The following is a 16927-nucleotide window of genomic DNA, read 5'->3' as shown; positions in this document are numbered from 1 at the left end:
AATGCCCGAGTGGTGAAATCGGTAGACACAGGGGATTTAAAATCCCCCGCCCTCAAAGCGTGCCAGTTCGAGTCTGGCCTCGGGCACCATTTTAACAGATCTTAAAATGGTGCAGTAAAGAATCCAGCGTCAAGCTGGTTTTTTTATGCCTGCAATTTAGCTTCTGCGTTGACCCTGTCCATGACCCCACAACAGCCCCTGCTTTTTCTACAACAGCTACAACAACACCATCCGGCTGCATTTAAACGCAATTTTCTGCTGTATGGCGCAATAAAAATCAAAGGCATGCTGGATGAGTGGAAAGAAATCCTCCCCTGGGTGCTGGCCCTGCTGATTTTTATTCCGCTGTCGATGGTCCTTGCAGATGTGATTCAGCAGCACTTGCCACAGTTTGATGCCGCACAAAGCAAAAGTATGGCAATTTTAGCGCTCATGTTGCTGTTGATGCTCACGACACCCTATGTGATTTATCAACTCAAACACAGTGCAGCGGCCTTATATCGCATGCTCCGCCATACCCCAATCAAACTGGCGATCGTGATTTTAGTGCAGGCGCTAAATGTCTATTACTGGCAAAGCGTGCTATTGCAAGGGATACTGTTCTTTTTTGCCCTGAGTTTTGGCTTTGTACGTTTTTATAAAGAAAACCTGTTTCGTCATGAGGCTACACCAGAACAGCAATACTGTTTGCAGCAGATTCGCCGTGCAGCGTACTGGTCATATCGTCAGCTTCGTAATACCCACCTAAAAATGTACTTTTATCCCAAAAGTTCAGCACGCTATGCAGACCTGGCGGTACAGCGGATGAAATATGCCAATCTGCATCAGCAAATCATGCAGGTTGAACACAAGTTTGCGCAGCAGATTAAATTTATTGATCTGGACAGTTATCTCAACGAAATCAGCCAATAAAAAAACCGGGACAATCCCGGTTTTTTATAGAAACAGGGTTTAAGCACTGGCCGGCAGGTCTTTAATTTCCACCAGAGCCGGCGTGTATTGCAGACGGTGATAACGCGCATCATCCAGTTGATAATCTGCTGCTTTGACCGTGTTCACGAATTTCCACTCGGCCAGCATCTCATCTGCCGTAAAGCTGACGGTCAGATAACCTCGCTGATTCAGGTTGCAATAACTCAGCTCATCAATCAGGGTATTAAAGGCAAATTCAAATTCGTATAGCTTGGCCGCCGGAATCTGCAGATATTTTTCCATCCCCGGAGAGGACACCGAACTGGTGGCCAGCTCCACCCCGACAAAGTTCTGCTGGGCATCATACAGCTGTGCAGACCAGGCATTATGAGTATCGCCCGCCAGCACCACCACTTTTTTACCCAGTTGACCCAATACGCTATACAGTGCTTCACGCTCATAAGCATAGCCATCCCAAGCATCCAGATTATACGGCACCACGGTCAAAATACGGGCCTTTTCCTGTGCGGTTAAAGTGGGATCGCCCTGTAAATAACGGCTTTTCAATGTGACCAGTTCTACCAGCATCCGCTCGACATTGGCCAAGGTCTCTACGGTTGCCTGACCACTGTTGATTTGCCCGAGCACCTGCAAGATTTCCGCCGGAATCAGCATTTTCGCCATCAGCACCTGTTGCCCCAGCACATTCCAGGTGGCTTGAGATTGAGTCAGCTGCTGGGCCAGCCAGGCAAACTGAGTACGTCCAAGCAAGGTACGGTTAGTGTCAGTTAAATCTGCGCTAAATCGGGCGGCATCCAGACCGGTCGCGGTTAAATAATGGGCATAATCCAGCTGCTTGTGACGTGCTAGTACCCGCGTATCCAGCATATTCAACTGCACCAGCTGACCGAAATTGAACTGGCGGTAAATATTCAGATGGTCATTTTCAGAGACCGGACGAATTGGCATCCACTCAAAATAGGCCTGCAATGCAGCCAACTTGCGTGCAAAGAAATCACCTTCGTTGTCCTGATGATTCTCCGCCCCTTCCATCCAAGTGTCATTGGTTAGCTCGTGGTCATCCCAGATTACAATAAACGGATGACGCTGGTGCACTGCCTGCAAATCGGCATCTCCACGATACAGAGCATAACGCTTGCGATAATCATCTAAACGGATAATTTCCTGATTATTATCGGCGGCCAGGGTACGTCCCAGTTTTTCCGCATCTTCAGTGGCATAACCATCGGCGCCATATTCATAAATATAATCACCCAGATGGATGACCACATCCAGATTTTCCTTGGCCATTTCCTTATAGACATGGAAATAACCGGCCGGATAGTTGGAGCAGGAACAGACCGCAAACTTTACAGCAGCAGTATCAAGCGGCAAGGTTTTGGTTTGGCCTACCGGTGAGCTTTGCGCGCCATAGCGGAAACGGTAGAAATAGGTCTGATTGGCTTCTAAACCGTCTGCATCAACTTTGACGGTAAAGTCCTGCGCCTGTGTGGTCAGCACTTTGCCCGTATTTACAATGTGCTGAAACGCCTGATCGGTCGCGATTTCCCACTGTACTTCCAGACGCATAGCCGTATCTTCGGGGCTAAGACGGGTCCATAGAATCACCCGGTCTGCCAATGGGTCACCACTGGCCACACCATGTAAAAATTGTATTTGTGGCGCATCAGGAGATGGATGCTCTGGATCATCATCGCCACAGGCAGTTAAGCTGAGTGGCAAAGACAGTGCCCCAAAACCAGCAATGGTTTTTTGAATCAGTTCACGACGGTTCATGTGCGTTGTCATACGGTTTTCCTGTTGTTTTTATTTGATCTACCTTAGAAAACCGAGGTTTAGCTTTGATCTCATTTTGATGAAAAAATGATGACAGTCGTTTCCTTCCCTGCCGAGAGTTTAGGCTAATACAATGATTTGCTTGAAAAGAAAGCAATTGTAAGCAAATTTACTTGCCAAGTTTTCCATCCTCCTCTATTATTGCGCACATGCCCGAGTGGTGAAATCGGTAGACACAGGGGATTTAAAATCCCCCGCCCTCAAAGCGTGCCAGTTCGAGTCTGGCCTCGGGCACCATTTTAATAGATCTTAAAATGGTGCAATAAATTACCCAGCGTCAAGCTGGTTTTTTTATGCCCGAAATTTAATAAAACAGATTGAATAGAAAGAGAAGAAATATAAAAAGAAGGATGAAATATCAGGTCACCCTACTCACCTTGCCAAGCTGTTTTTCAAGCATTTATGCCGCCGATGAATCAAGCATTTAATATGATCAAGAAACGCCCGTACAGCAAAGCAACCTGCTGAGTAGGTCTTGCAGGTAGATGAGAGGACTAAAGCATATCCGAAACAGAGCTGCTATTTACTGTACACTCTGTAAGATTGAGCGATAGAATCATCTCAAACCCAGATCACCCCATTATAAAAAAAGAGAGCGGCTTACCACTCTCGATTCGATACCAGCTCTTCCATTTCCAGCTCGAAATAGCCGGCATCTTGCAGCACCATCATCATCGCTTCGGCAATATAGTCCGCCGCAGTATCATCCAGTGATGAGTCCAGATCTTCAAATTGTGGTTTCATCTTGTTGATGACACTTACCGTTTCATGGGCGAAGTGATAAATATCCGCCTCGGACAAATTCGGCTTGGCGACTTTTTTCGCAAACTGTTCAATGGACTGTTTGATTTCAGCGACCAGAATATCGGGATAATAGTCATCGTCAAACATGGGGAGAAGTAAATCTGTAAACATACAGGCACTCAAAACTACAAAAGGTCAAATTCAAGACAGGCTATATAGCACAAAGCCCCTGAAAAGCCAAACTGAGCGAGATTTGAATACCTATATGATATAAAGCAGGCTGGTATAGAGCAGCCCTTAAGCCAATTGCATCGCCTGCCAGATTTTAATGGCATCGGCGGTAGCTTTCACATCATGCGCGCGCACCATACAGGCACCCTGCTGAATACTCAGCAAATGCGCAGTGGCTGAACCAACTGCACGTTGCTGTGGCTCTGCGGCATCCAGCACACTGCCAATAAAACGTTTACGCGACAAGGCAGATAAAATTGGATAACCCATGTCAGTCAGTTTATGGAACTCATTTAGCAATTGCAGATTTTGCTGGACATTTTTGGCAAAACCAAAGCCCGGATCAATCATAATGTTTTCAGCCTTGACCCCGGCATCCAGTGCATCCTGAACCCGTTGCGAGAGTTCACGAATAACATCTGTAGTGACATCTTCATATTGATCCAGATTATTCATGGTGGTTGGCTCACCGCGCATATGCATGATGATCACCGGAATATTTAATTCAGCTGCGGTTTCCAGCGCCTGAGGACGGGTTAAAGCCCGCACATCATTCCAGATATGTGCACCGGCCGCTACTGCCGCACGAATCACTTCCGGCTGTGAAGTATCAATTGAAATCACCACATCCAGTTTGGCCAGCTCCTCGACCACAGGCACCACCCGGCGGATTTCTTCATCAATTTCCACCACCGCTGCGCCGGGACGGGTCGATTCACCCCCCACATCAATGACGGTGGCACCTTCAGCAATCATCTGTTTGGCACGGGCAATCGCCTGCTCTTTTTCATTGTGCTGCCCCCCGTCACTAAACGAGTCCGGGGTTACATTCAAGATTCCCATCACATGCGGCTGAGACAGATCCAAAGTTAAAGCTCCAAAGCTCCATTGACGCTGCGGTAATGGCATCAGCTGCATGTTTTTCTCCTCATTCACAATAAGGCAAATATTGTCTTATGGATAATTCAGTAAAGTAAAGCCTTAGATGTCAAACTGCGGCTTATTTGCATATTGCAACAGCTTGGACAGTCGGCTTAATTTCACAAAAGGGATCATTTTTTTCGTCCGACAAAACAGCTGATAGATCCCCTATTAAAGACAGGAGATTATGACTGACCCTGATAACGCCCCGGCCGATGATTGAGGGCCAAAAAGATACCCATAATCACCGCTGCCAAGATAGACCACAACACCTGCTGATATGGCATCACCCCAAAAGCCAATGCAACGACCACACAATCAATGGCCATTTGTACCTTACCGGCACTGATGCCAGCTTTGTCTTGCAAATACAGCGACAAGATGGTGGCGCCACCCAAACTCGATTGATGCCGGGCCAAAAACAGAATACCAGTTCCCAGCATTAAGCCACCGGCAATGGCGGCAAAAAGTGGATGCAAATAATGAATGTCCAGATATTGCGGCACAATATAGGTCAATAAAGAAAGTAAGGCCACACAAATAAAGGTTTTCAGCGTGAAGCTTTTGCCCAGTCTGCGCCACGCAAACCAGTAAAACGGCAGATTAATCAGAAAATACAGCAAACTAAACGACCAGCCAGTTGCATAGTGCAGCACAAAAGCAATCCCTGCGGTACTCCCGGTCAGCAGACCTGCCTGTTCATACAGAATCAGGGTAATTCCGACAAACAGCGTTCCTGAGAACAGTGCTAGGCTGTCATCCATATAACTATGTTTAAGCGGATGCATCGATGGTAGAGGCGCAGCTTTTAACGCGCTTGGATTAGATTGGTTATTCATGTTGAGAATCCCCTGTTCACCCTGTACTTGTGGTCTGTGGTGAATAGCATGTGTGTGCTTGTGGCACGTGGTATTTTTATTGCGTTTTTAATATGACAAAGGATAAAAATTTCTACAATCTTTAATTGTTGTCTTTTCTCCTGTCCGGGTTTATGGCTTGCATAGACCTTTCATCTAACCAATTGGGTCAGGTACCCATAAATACATGCAAATTTCATGCATAAAAAAACCACCCGAAGGTGGTTTTCTTAAAATATTCTTAGTTGGCTGGCAATGGTGGTGGTGTGCTTGGACCATTGCTTGGGGTTACATCAATCACCGGATTTTCTGCAACATATACTTTTGGTGGCTGTGGTTCACGGCCTTCCATAATGTCACGAATCTGCTCACGATCAATGGTTTCCCAATCCATCAGCGCTTTTACCATGGCATGGGCAATCTCTTTGTTGTTTTCCAAGATATCCCAGGCCACTTTATATTGCTCATCCAGAATGCGGCGCACTTCACGGTCCACTTCCAGCTGTGTCGCTTCAGAAATGGTCCGGCTACCCAGGCTGCCCATGAAGGATTGCTGTGAATCATCTTCATAAACCATCACGCCTAGTTTGTCCGACATACCGTATTTGGTCACCATGGCACGTGCCATTTTGGTTGCACGCTCAAAGTCGTTCGATGCACCGGTAGATTGCTGATTAATGAAAATTTCTTCAGCAATACGACCACCAAACAGGATTGAAATTTCTTTCAGCATCTTGTCTTTGTAATGGCTGGTCTGATCAAACTCAGGCAACTGCCAGGTTACACCCAGCGCCCAACCACGCGGCATAATCGTAACTTTATGCACAGGATCCGTACCCGGCAGCATTTCCGCCACAATGGCATGGCCTGCTTCATGATAAGCCGTCGCACGACGTTCTTCTTCACGAATCACCATCGATTTACGTTCAGGACCCATGTACAGCTTGTCTTTGGCGTCTTCAAAGTCATGCATGTCGACCGTGTTCTTGTTACGACGTGCAGCAAATAGCGCTGCTTCGTTCACCAAGTTGGCCAACTGTGCACCCGAGAAGCCCGGTGTACCACGTGCAAGGACTTTTACATCCACACCTGTGGTTGAAGGCAATTTTTTCAGGTGAACATTCAAGATTTGCTCACGACCTTTAATATCGGGTAAGCCCACCATCACCTGACGGTCAAAACGACCTGGACGTAATAAAGCTTTATCCAGTACATCGGCACGGTTGGTTGCGGCAATGACGATAATACCTTCGTTGCCTTCAAAACCGTCCATTTCGACCAGCATCTGGTTTAAGGTCTGCTCACGCTCATCGTGACCACCACCAGTACCTGAACCACGGTGACGACCGACCGCATCAATCTCATCAATAAAGATAATACATGGCGCGTGGCGTTTCGCCTGCTCGAACATGTCACGGACACGAGATGCACCGACACCCACGAACATTTCTACGAAGTCAGAACCTGAAATACTGAAGAATGGAACTTTCGCTTCACCTGCAATCGCTTTTGCAAGCAGGGTTTTACCCGTACCCGGAGGACCCACCATCAGGACGCCCTTAGGAATAGTTGCCCCCAGACGTTTGAATTTGGCCGGATCTTTCAGGAAGTCAACGATTTCCACGACTTCCTGTTTTGCTTCATCACAACCCGCAACATCAGTAAAGGTGACTTTAATCTGGTCTTCAGACAGCATTTTTGCCTTTGACTTACCGAAGCTCATCGGACCGTTCTTACCGCCTGCACCGCCACCCATGTTGCGCATAAAGAACATGAATAACAAAATGATTAAGAGCACAGGGAAACTTGCAATCAGCAACTGCATCAACAAACCTTGACGTTGAGGTGCAGTACCTTCAACAACAACGTTGTTTTCAATGAGGCTCGGCATGAGTTCAGGATCTTGAACCGCCGGACGAATACTTTCAAATGGTGAGCCATTGGCTTTTTCACCACTAATTCTTTCGCCATCAATTGTAACTTTTTTAATTTGACCAGCATCCACCGCCGCAACGAACTCGGAATAGTTCATTGACGTTGGCTTATCACTGCCATTGATGTTACTGAAAATCAGAATCAGTACACCAAGTATAATTAGCCACAATACGGCATTCTTGAAGAGATCGCTCAAAGCTTTATTCCCATATCAATCTAATTTGATCATGCCCTTTACAGGGTGACCTTAATGTTAAAGCTGAAGATCAGCCTACAAAACTCTTAAAAACGTACAAAATGCACAATTTTTAACGGCTTGGCAAGTAAACTTTATTTGAATGCCTTCTTCCGGCCCTGTCCGATCAAAAACACTTCTTTCGAACGTGCACGAGAAGCTGCCGGTTTTGCAGTCTTTAATACATCGAAGCTGTCGACGACCTGTTTGCGAAATTCATCGAAGCCAGAACCCTGGAACACCTTCACAACAAACTGTCCGTTTGGCCCCAGCACTTTTTGCGCAAAGTCCAAAGCCAGTTCACATAAATAGATTTGTCGTGGCTGATCTACTGCTCTATTACCTGATGTATTGGGGGCCATATCGGAAATTACAACGTCTACAGTCCGGCCATTTAAAATATTTAACAATTTTTCAAAAACTTCTTCCTCACGGAAGTCACCTTGCAGGAAGGTCACATCTGGTAAGGCATCCATAGGCAAAATATCCGATGCAATCACCAGCCCTTTGTCACCGACCAGTTTGCCGGCAATTTGCGACCAGCTGCCGGGCGCAGCCCCCAGATCGACCACCGTCATGCCGGGTTTGATAATTTTATATTTTTCCTGAATCTCTAGCAGTTTATACGCAGCACGCGCACGATAACCTTCCTTCTGGGCTTTTTTCACGAAAGGGTCATCCAGGTGCTCTCTCATCCACGCACGACTACTTTTGGATAATTTCTGGTTGGTAATGCGTGTTGCCATAACTCTCTAAATATTAAAAACCTTCTAATTTATAATTGTACGTGAAAATTGCCGCGCTTGCAGTACAGATGTGTAGTTAAATGGACGTAGAGGGTGTGATTTTTTCTATTATTTGCATCGATTATTTGCGCAGATTTTACAGCGTTTCAAATTGGGATTTGCTATACTAAGCCGTTTTTAAAATCAGGTTATTTTTATGGCGGCTTTATCTATTCAGGAACGCAAGCGTTTACGTCAAATCGGTCATGCACTCAATCCGGTTGTGATGATTGGCGGACAAGGGCTTACTGAAAATGTCATTGAAGAAACCACGCGTGCGTTAAACGACCACGAACTGATTAAAGTGAAAATTGGCGGTGAAGACCGTGAAGCACGTGCAGCTGTAATTGAGGCAATTGCAGAAGCGACTGGTGCAGAAGTGGTACAGACCATTGGTAAAATTGCCCTGCTGTATAAAAAAGCCAAACCGCAAAATCCAAAATTATCGAACCTGGTTCGTCACGCGCATCTGGCAAAATAATTTTTCCTTATGGCAAGTTATGAACTGAGTGCTTTTGATCGCCGTTTTCAGGCCATCTCCCTGGTCGGGGCGATTGAGCAGCAAAGCCCGTTTAACCTGAATATTGGTTACTGGCTGCGTGATCCGAACCAGTATGTGCAGTGGCCCGATCTGGTGTCTGCGCATCCGCGTCAGGATTTTCTCTGGCAGAACACCTGTTTTGAAGTGTTTATTGGGGTTCATGGGGAAGATTTTTATCGTGAAATTAATCTTTCTCCATCTCAAGCCTGGCAGGCCTATCAGTTTGAGGAATATCGCTATCCGGAAGATATGCCGCCGCAAGCCGCCTATGATATTGAGCTCAACCAGCTGAAACGCACCCATTATGGACTGAATGTCAGTCTGGACTTGGGCGAATTCATGGCCAAGCATAAATTAAAGTGGTCGGATCTGTTCATTGGTTTAACTGCCGTGTTAAACACTTCTGAAGGTGAACACTATTACGCCATGCAGCACAGCAGTCCACAGGCCGATTTTCATAACAAGCGCGATTGGCTGCATCAGTTCTAGGCATTATGTCTGAACTAAAACGCAGTATAAAAAAGTGAGGCACATGACCTCACTTTTTTATTGCCTGCATCGCACGCACCCGCTACAACACGCCTTAGCTTTTAAGGGTGGTGTCGGTTTCAGAAGCAGGTGCCGCCTCTTTTGCTGGTACAACTTTTTTCCAGGTTTCCAAGGTATGTTCTTTGGAGCGCTTGAAGGTTTCAGTTAACTGGTCTTTATGCTTGACTGAAATCTGGCTGACATCGGCTTTAAGCTCTTTGCCAATTTTATTCAAATCTTCAATCACCGCATTAAACTCGGTTTTCACGAACTCTTTTAGTTCACCAAGATCTTTTTGTGAGCTGCCAAAATGCCCCTTGAGCGATTCAATTTTCTGCAGTAGCTCCTTCTTGAGCTGACTGAGCTGCTCCTGCACGCTGCCATTAAATTTTTTCGCTTCGGTCTGCAGTTTTTCCTGGGTCTCCCCGACTGCTTCAGTAACCTGCTGCTTGGCCTCTTGCGCTGCCTGTTCAAGCTTTTCAGTGCCTTCTGCCACCACGTCTTTTAAGGAGTTTTTAGCCGCTGGCTGTTTTTGTTCTGCTGTCATTGCCGTTCACCCGCCTGTTATTATGAAAGACCACAGCATAGTAGAAACAGATAAAATTTAAGTTTTGATTTGTTAGACAATTATTAAATGCTTACATTTCTGTGACATTGCGTGACAAACATGCTTTTGCACCAAAAGAATACTTTTTTATTGGATATTCCGCTTCAAGAACGTGGACTTTTTCAGAGTTGGTGCGTATAATGCGCTGTTAAGTTCAAGCGAGCAGATGTGAGGAGGGTAGGTTGTATAGTAGCCTTCCTTTTTTTTCGTCTACTCGCTTTTTTACAGCCTAAATTTCAGGAGCTTTGGTTTGAGCACCCCCGCCATTTTAGCCCTTGCCGACGGTACGATCTTCAAAGGAACGTCAATCGGTGCATCGGGTAGTACGACTGGTGAAGTCGTTTTTAACACTGCCATGACTGGCTATCAAGAAATTTTGACTGACCCGAGTTATGCACAGCAACTTGTGACTTTAACTTACCCGCATATTGGTAACACAGGTTGTAATGAAGAAGACGCAGAATCTGGTCGTATTCATAAAGTATGGGCCAACGGATTAATCATTCGTGATTTGCCTTTATTGCATAGCAACTTCCGTTCTACACAGTCTTTAGCGGATTACCTGAAGCAACACAATGTGGTTGCCATTGCCGATATCGACACGCGTAAACTGACTCGTATTTTACGTGCAAAAGGTGCGCAAAACGGTTGTATTCTGGCTGGTGAAAATATCACTGAAGAAGAAGCAATTGCAAAAGCACGTGCATTTGGCGGCTTAAACGGTTTAGACCTTGCAAAAGAATGCTGTGACCCGAACGGTTTTGAATGGACCGAAGGCTCATGGGAACTTGGCAAAGGCTTTACTCAACCTGAACTTAAATTCCATGTGGTTGCATACGACTACGGTGTCAAAACCAACATCCTGCGTATGCTGGCAGACCGCGGCTGTAAACTGACCGTTGTGCCTGCACAAACCCCTGCTGCTGACGTACTTGCGTTAAATCCAGATGGCGTGTTCCTGTCGAACGGCCCTGGCGACCCAGCTGCTTGTGATTATGCAATTGAAGCTGTAAAAACTATTGTTGAAACCACCAATCTCCCTGTGTTTGGTATCTGTTTAGGTCACCAGATTCTTGCTCTGGCTTCTGGCGCAAAAACCATGAAAATGGCGCACGGTCACCACGGTGCCAACCATCCTGTACAAAACATCGAAGATGGTACAGTGATGATTACCTCGCAAAACCACGGCTTCGCAGTGGATGAAAGCAACCTGCCAGCAGTCTTGCGTGTTACCCACCGTTCACTGTTCGATGGTACTAACCAGGGTATCCACCGTACAGACAAGCCGGCATTCAGCTTCCAGGGTCACCCTGAAGCCAGCCCAGGTCCACACGACTGTGCCCCACTGTTCGATCATTTCATCGAACTTCTTGAAGCAGCTAAGAAGTAATTAAGGAGCAAATAATGCCAAAGCGTACGGATATTAAAAGCATCTTAATTATTGGTGCTGGTCCTATTGTTATCGGTCAGGCCTGTGAGTTTGACTACTCGGGTGCTCAAGCCTGTAAAGCGCTGCGTGAAGAAGGTTACCGCGTCATTCTGGTGAACTCGAACCCGGCGACGATTATGACTGACCCGGCAATGGCGGATGCAACCTATATCGAGCCAATCACCTGGCAAACCGTTGCAGCGATCATTGAAAAAGAACGTCCAGATGCAGTTTTACCAACCATGGGCGGCCAGACTGCACTGAACTGTGCCCTTGCTCTGGATGCCAACGGTATTTTAGAAAAATACAATGTTGAGCTGATTGGCGCGACTAAAGAAGCGATTGAAAAAGCAGAAGACCGTAAACTGTTTGACGAAGCAATGCGTAAAATTGGTCTGGAATGTCCAAAAGCTGCGATTGCGGAATCTATGGAAGAAGCGCTGGACATTCAGGCGCGCTTCGGTTTCCCTGTGATTATTCGTCCATCATTCACCATGGGTGGTTCTGGTGGCGGTATCGCGTACAACCGCGAAGAATTCCTTGAAATCTGTGAACGTGGTTTCGACCTGTCTCCGACTCACCAGTTATTGATTGATGAATCACTCATTGGCTGGAAAGAATACGAGATGGAAGTTGTTCGTGACAAAAACGACAACTGTATTATCGTCTGTTCAATCGAAAACTTTGACCCAATGGGCGTGCATACTGGTGACTCCATCACAGTTGCTCCGGCACAAACATTGACCGACAAAGAATATCAACTCATGCGTAACGCGTCTTTAGCGGTACTGCGTGAAATTGGTGTAGAAACCGGTGGTTCTAACGTTCAGTTCGGTATTAACCCGAAAGATGGCCGTATGGTTATCATTGAAATGAACCCGCGTGTATCGCGTTCATCTGCCCTTGCGTCTAAAGCAACAGGTTTCCCGATTGCGAAAATCGCAGCGAAACTGGCAGTGGGTTATACCCTGGATGAGCTGAAAAACGACATCACTGGCGGTACAACTCCTGCATCGTTCGAGCCATCAATTGACTACGTTGTAACCAAGGTTCCACGTTTCAACTTCGAAAAATTCCCGCAAGCAGATGCAACACTGACGACTCAGATGAAATCTGTGGGTGAAGTAATGGCAATTGGCCGTAACTTCCAGGAATCTGTCAACAAAGCCCTTCGTGGTCTAGAAGTCGGTGCTTCTGGTTTTGATGAAAAAATCGAAGTGGGTACTGAAGGTGCGCGCGAGAAAATCCTGCAAGAACTTAAAGTTCCAGGCCCAGAGCGTATCTGGTACGTAGCGGATGCCTTCCGTCATGGCTTCACTTTAGATGAAGTATTTGAAGCGACCAAAATTGACCGCTGGTTCCTGATTCAGATTGAAGACATCATCAATACTGAAAACCAGATCAAAACTTTAGGTTTCGGTGATTTAAACGCAGACAACATCCGTGCGTTCAAACGCAAAGGTTTATCGGATCTGCGTATCGCCAACCTGATGGGTATTTCACAAAAACAATTCCGTAAACACCGCTGGAACCTGGGCGTGACTCCGGTTTACAAACGTGTGGATACATGTGCGGCAGAATTCGAATCTGATACCGCTTATATGTATTCAACTTACGATGAAGAATGTGAATCGAATCCATCTGCGAAAGACAAGATCATGGTCATCGGTGGTGGTCCTAACCGTATTGGTCAGGGTATCGAATTCGATTACTGCTGTGTACACGCGGCGCTTGCGATGCGTGAAGACGGTTATGAAACCATCATGGTGAACTGTAACCCTGAAACGGTTTCTACTGACTATGACACCTCAGATCGTCTGTACTTCGAACCAATTACTTTGGAAGATGTGCTTGAAATCGTGCGTACCGAGAAGCCTAAAGGCATTATCGTACAGTACGGTGGTCAAACACCGCTGAAACTGGCGCGTGCGTTAGAAGAGGCTGGTGCACCAATCATTGGTACATCTCCAGATGCGATTGACCGTGCCGAAGACCGTGAACGTTTCCAGCAAATGATTCAACGTCTGCAACTGCGTCAACCAAACAACAGCATCGTAAAATCTGCTGAAGAAGGTATTGCTGAAGCGGCGAAAGTGGGCTATCCACTGGTGGTACGTCCATCATACGTACTAGGTGGCCGTGCGATGGAAATCGTGTACAACGAAGAAGAATTGAAGCGTTACTTACGTGATGCCGTTCAGGCGTCGAATGATGCCCCTGTTCTTCTTGACCGCTTCCTGGATGATGCGATTGAAGTTGACGTAGACTGCGTATCTGACGGTAAAGATGTGGTGATCGGCGGGATCATGCAGCACATTGAACAGGCGGGTATTCACTCAGGTGACTCTGCATGTTCGATTCCACCTTACTCGTTATCAAACGAAGTACAGGACGAAATGCGTCGTCAAACCGTAGCGATGGCCAAAGAGCTGGGCGTTATCGGTTTAATGAACGTACAGTTCGCGGTAAAAGGCGATGACGTTTACATTCTGGAAGTGAACCCACGTGCTTCTCGTACCGTGCCGTTCGTATCTAAGTGTATCGGTGAATCATTAGCGAAAATTGCTGCACGTTGTATGGCGGGTCAATCTCTGGAGTCACAAGGCTTCACAACCGAGATTATTCCTGAGCACTTCTCTGTTAAAGAAGCGGTGTTCCCATTCAACAAGTTCCCGGGTGTTGACCCAATCCTTGGCCCTGAAATGAAATCTACAGGCGAAGTAATGGGTGTGGGTAAAACTTTTGGTGAAGCATTCTACAAAGCTGTGTTAGGCTCGAATGAACGCTTACCAGGTTTGCCAACCGAAGGCGAAATCAAGCATGCATTCATTTCGGTACGTGATTCTGATAAACCACGTGCAGCAGGTATTGCCAAACAGCTTGCAGACTTTGGCTTCAAAATTATCGCTACCGGCGGTACTTATGATGTGATCAAAGCCGCAGGAATTGAATGTGAACGTGTGAATAAAGTAACTGAAGGTCGTCCGAATATTGTGGACCGCTTGAAAAATGGCGAAATTCACCTCATTATCAATACCACTGAAGGCAAACAAGCGCAGCAGGATTCATTCTCAATCCGCCGTTCTGCCCTGCAAGGTAAGGTCTATCATACGACTACCCTGAATGGTGCCGATGCGGTATGCCAAGCGTTAGCCATTAAATTGCCGATGGATGTTTATCGTTTGCAAGATTTAAGCAAAGGTTAATTGTCTACCGAGAAGTCCCGTCACCTCTCGGTGGCGGGCTTTTTTTCATTTATAGAGCTGTATTTTTCTAATATTCAACTTGAGGGACAACAATGCAACGTTATCCTATGACTCCTGAAGGCAAAGTCGCCTTAGAGAAAGAATTACACCAGTTAAAAACTGTTGAACGCCCACGTATTACTGCTGCGATTGCAGAAGCACGTGAACACGGCGACCTAAAAGAAAATGCAGAGTATCATGCAGCACGTGAGCAGCAAGGTTTCTGTGAGGGGCGTATTCAAGACATCGAAGGTAAACTCGGTGCTTGCCAAGTCATTGATGTAAAAGAACTTGAGCAAAATGGTCGTGTTGTATTTGGGGTAACAGTAACCATTGAAAACCTTGACACAGAAGAACGTAAAACTTACAAAATTGTAGGTGATGATGAAGCAGATTTTAAAATTAATAAAATCTCTGTGAACTCTCCAATCGCGCGTGGCCTGTTGGGCAAAAATGAAGGCGATGACGTAAAAATTGTCACCCCGCAAGGTGAAGTTGAGTACGAAATCGTCAGCGTTGAATACATCTAATCCTTAGATGGTTTGACATCCCAAAGCCCCTCTTCTGAGGGGTTTTTTATTATCTTTCAAACAAAAGTTCACGAAAAAATTACAGCAAATGTATATGCTTTAATAGTCAATATTTTTCTATAAATTTTAAAATGCAGCTTATTTGGTTCCGTCAAGATTTAAGAATTCATGATCATGCAGCTCTTTGGCATACTCGCGAAGCTGGCCCTTGCATTGCCTTAGTCGTGCTATCGCCAAAACAATGGCAAGTGCACAATGATGCGCTAATTAAAATTGACTTCTATTTAAGACAACTGAATTATCTAAAAAATGAACTTGCCACGTTAAATATTCCACTTGTTATTTTAACTATTCCATTATGGAAAGACCTGCCAAATCAATTATTAAGCTTATGCCAAAATCATAATATTCAAGCTGTTCATGCCGATATAGAATTGGGTGTAAATGAATTAAAACGCGATGCTCAAACTCAACAGCTATTAGAAAAGAATAATATTCGTTTTGAGTTGTATCATGACCGAACTATTTTCCCTGTTGGAAGCATTCGTAATAAAACTGGTCATCCATATCAAGTATTTGGTGCATTTAAAAAGCAATGCTATGAGAAACTCAGCATAAGCTTGCCACAATGCTACCCAACTATTGAGGTTCAAAAACCAATTCCACAGCACAATGACTTTACAAGAGAAGTTCCACAATTAAGTGATATTTACTCAAATTCAGAAGAAAAAGTAATCAGCGAAAACCTACAAAATCTTTGGCAAATTGGTGAGCATCATGCTTGGGAACTTTTAGATGAGTTTATTGAAAATCAAGTTGAGTATTATCATATTGAACGTGATTTCCCGAATTTGAATAGCACGAGTAAACTTGCAGCTTATTTAAATATTGGCATTCTTTCTATTCGCCAATGTTTACAAGCTTTGTTTCGCCACAGTCACGGCTGTATGGAATTTGAAAACAATGGGCAACAAATTTGGTTAAATGAACTCCTTTGGCGTGAGTTTTATCAGCATATTTTATTCGACTACCCTCGCGTATCGAAAAACTTACCATTTAAATTAGACACTCAACGCATTGTATGGCGCAATGCTCCTGAAGATTTACAGGCTTAGCAGCATGGGCAAACAGGTATCCCAATTGTAGATGCTGGCATGCGACAGTTACTTGCAACGGGTTGGATGCATAACCGTGTTCGTATGATTTGCGCGATGTTTTTAAGCAAAAATTTACTGATAGATTGGCGTTTAGGCGAATCATGGTTTATGCAGCATTTAATTGATAGTGATTTGGCTGCCAATAACGGTGGATGGCAGTGGTGTGCATCTACAGGAACAGATGCTGCACCGTATTTCCGTATTTTCAACCCTGTAAGTCAGTCGCAAAAGTTTGATGCAAATGGCGATTATATTCGTCAATGGGTACCTGAAATTTCACATTTAAATGCGAAACAAATTCACGAACCTTATGCGAAAAATCCACAACTAAAATTGGATTATCCAAAGCCGATTGTAGATTTAAAAAGCAGTCGTGTTCGTGCAATTGAGGCCTTTAAGCATTTGAGTTAACT

13 protein-coding genes, 2 tRNA genes and 1 pseudogene are annotated in these 16927 nt (G+C 45.4%); 9 read left to right on the top strand and 7 right to left on the bottom strand.

The window, feature by feature from the left end:
- Positions 1 to 3: 3 nt before the first annotated feature.
- Positions 4 to 89: transfer RNA gene (locus tag FTT89_RS00620), tRNA-Leu, on the top strand.
- Positions 90 to 180: 91 nt separating this feature from the next.
- Complete coding sequence (locus FTT89_RS00615; protein WP_005176329.1) at positions 181 to 912, top strand: hypothetical protein; 732 nt, start codon at positions 181 to 183, stop codon at positions 910 to 912.
- 39 nt (positions 913 to 951) lie between these two features.
- Here FTT89_RS00615 and FTT89_RS00610 read toward each other — a convergent pair whose 3' ends face one another.
- Complete coding sequence (locus FTT89_RS00610) at positions 952 to 2721, bottom strand: alkaline phosphatase (protein WP_180172639.1); 1770 nt, start codon at positions 2719 to 2721, stop codon at positions 952 to 954.
- Positions 2722 to 2920: 199 nt separating this feature from the next.
- Between FTT89_RS00610 and FTT89_RS00605 the strand changes: the two genes are divergently transcribed.
- Positions 2921 to 3006 (top strand) — tRNA-Leu (locus FTT89_RS00605).
- Between the two features lie 363 nt (positions 3007 to 3369).
- Here FTT89_RS00605 and FTT89_RS00600 read toward each other — a convergent pair.
- From FTT89_RS00600 to rlmE, 5 genes are all read right to left on the bottom strand, one after another.
- A complete protein-coding gene (locus tag FTT89_RS00600; protein WP_016659949.1) occupies positions 3370 to 3684 on the bottom strand; it encodes a DUF5713 family protein in 315 nt (104 codons plus the stop codon).
- A gap of 126 nt (positions 3685 to 3810) precedes the next feature.
- Positions 3811 to 4662, bottom strand: coding sequence for a dihydropteroate synthase (gene folP / locus FTT89_RS00595; RefSeq protein WP_180006792.1), 852 nt, complete (start codon positions 4660 to 4662; stop codon positions 3811 to 3813).
- Positions 4663 to 4850: 188 nt separating this feature from the next.
- Entirely contained in the window at positions 4851 to 5504 is a 654-nt protein-coding gene (locus FTT89_RS00590; RefSeq protein WP_016659947.1) for a YitT family protein, read from the bottom strand.
- Between the two features lie 259 nt (positions 5505 to 5763).
- Positions 5764 to 7653: an ATP-dependent zinc metalloprotease FtsH gene (ftsH, locus tag FTT89_RS00585; RefSeq protein WP_168398992.1), complete on the bottom strand. Its 1890-nt coding sequence runs from the start codon at positions 7651 to 7653 to the stop codon at positions 5764 to 5766.
- A gap of 134 nt (positions 7654 to 7787) precedes the next feature.
- Positions 7788 to 8438 carry a 23S rRNA (uridine(2552)-2'-O)-methyltransferase RlmE gene (rlmE, locus tag FTT89_RS00580; protein ID WP_005176316.1) on the bottom strand — a complete coding sequence of 217 codons (651 nt, stop codon included), beginning with the start codon at positions 8436 to 8438 and terminating at the stop codon, positions 7788 to 7790.
- 196 nt (positions 8439 to 8634) lie between these two features.
- Here rlmE and yhbY point away from each other — a divergent pair, with 196 nt between their 5' ends.
- Positions 8635 to 8958: a ribosome assembly RNA-binding protein YhbY gene (gene yhbY / locus FTT89_RS00575; protein ID WP_005176314.1), complete on the top strand. Its 324-nt coding sequence runs from the start codon at positions 8635 to 8637 to the stop codon at positions 8956 to 8958.
- A gap of 9 nt (positions 8959 to 8967) precedes the next feature.
- Entirely contained in the window at positions 8968 to 9507 is a 540-nt protein-coding gene (locus FTT89_RS00570) for a DOMON-like domain-containing protein (RefSeq protein WP_075167187.1), read from the top strand.
- Positions 9508 to 9601: 94 nt separating this feature from the next.
- On the opposite strand, the gene FTT89_RS00565 is transcribed toward FTT89_RS00570, so the two are convergent.
- On the bottom strand, positions 9602 to 10093 hold the full coding sequence (locus tag FTT89_RS00565; RefSeq protein ID WP_160243447.1) for a hypothetical protein: 492 nt from the start codon (positions 10091 to 10093) through the stop codon (positions 9602 to 9604).
- Positions 10094 to 10403: 310 nt separating this feature from the next.
- Here FTT89_RS00565 and carA point away from each other — a divergent pair, with 310 nt between their 5' ends.
- From carA to FTT89_RS00545, 4 genes and pseudogenes are all read left to right on the top strand, one after another.
- Positions 10404 to 11543 (top strand): glutamine-hydrolyzing carbamoyl-phosphate synthase small subunit, encoded by a 1140-nt coding sequence (carA, locus tag FTT89_RS00560; protein WP_005176309.1) that lies wholly within the window; start codon positions 10404 to 10406, stop codon positions 11541 to 11543.
- Between the two features lie 14 nt (positions 11544 to 11557).
- Positions 11558 to 14788, top strand: coding sequence for a carbamoyl-phosphate synthase large subunit (gene carB, locus FTT89_RS00555; protein WP_016659941.1), 3231 nt, complete (start codon positions 11558 to 11560; stop codon positions 14786 to 14788).
- 92 nt (positions 14789 to 14880) lie between these two features.
- Entirely contained in the window at positions 14881 to 15357 is a 477-nt protein-coding gene (gene greA, locus FTT89_RS00550; protein WP_152342225.1) for a transcription elongation factor GreA, read from the top strand.
- Positions 15358 to 15488: 131 nt separating this feature from the next.
- Positions 15489 to 16925 (top strand): annotated as a pseudogene (locus FTT89_RS00545) (deoxyribodipyrimidine photo-lyase).
- The last annotated feature ends 2 nt before the right edge of the window (positions 16926 to 16927 follow it).

Origin of the sequence: Acinetobacter sp. YH01025, assembly GCF_013420185.1 — a bacterium.
Taxonomy (GTDB): domain Bacteria; phylum Pseudomonadota; class Gammaproteobacteria; order Pseudomonadales; family Moraxellaceae; genus Acinetobacter; species Acinetobacter indicus.
The sequence above is the reverse complement of the archived record's forward strand: the minus strand, read 5'-3'. Positions and strand labels throughout refer to the sequence as shown.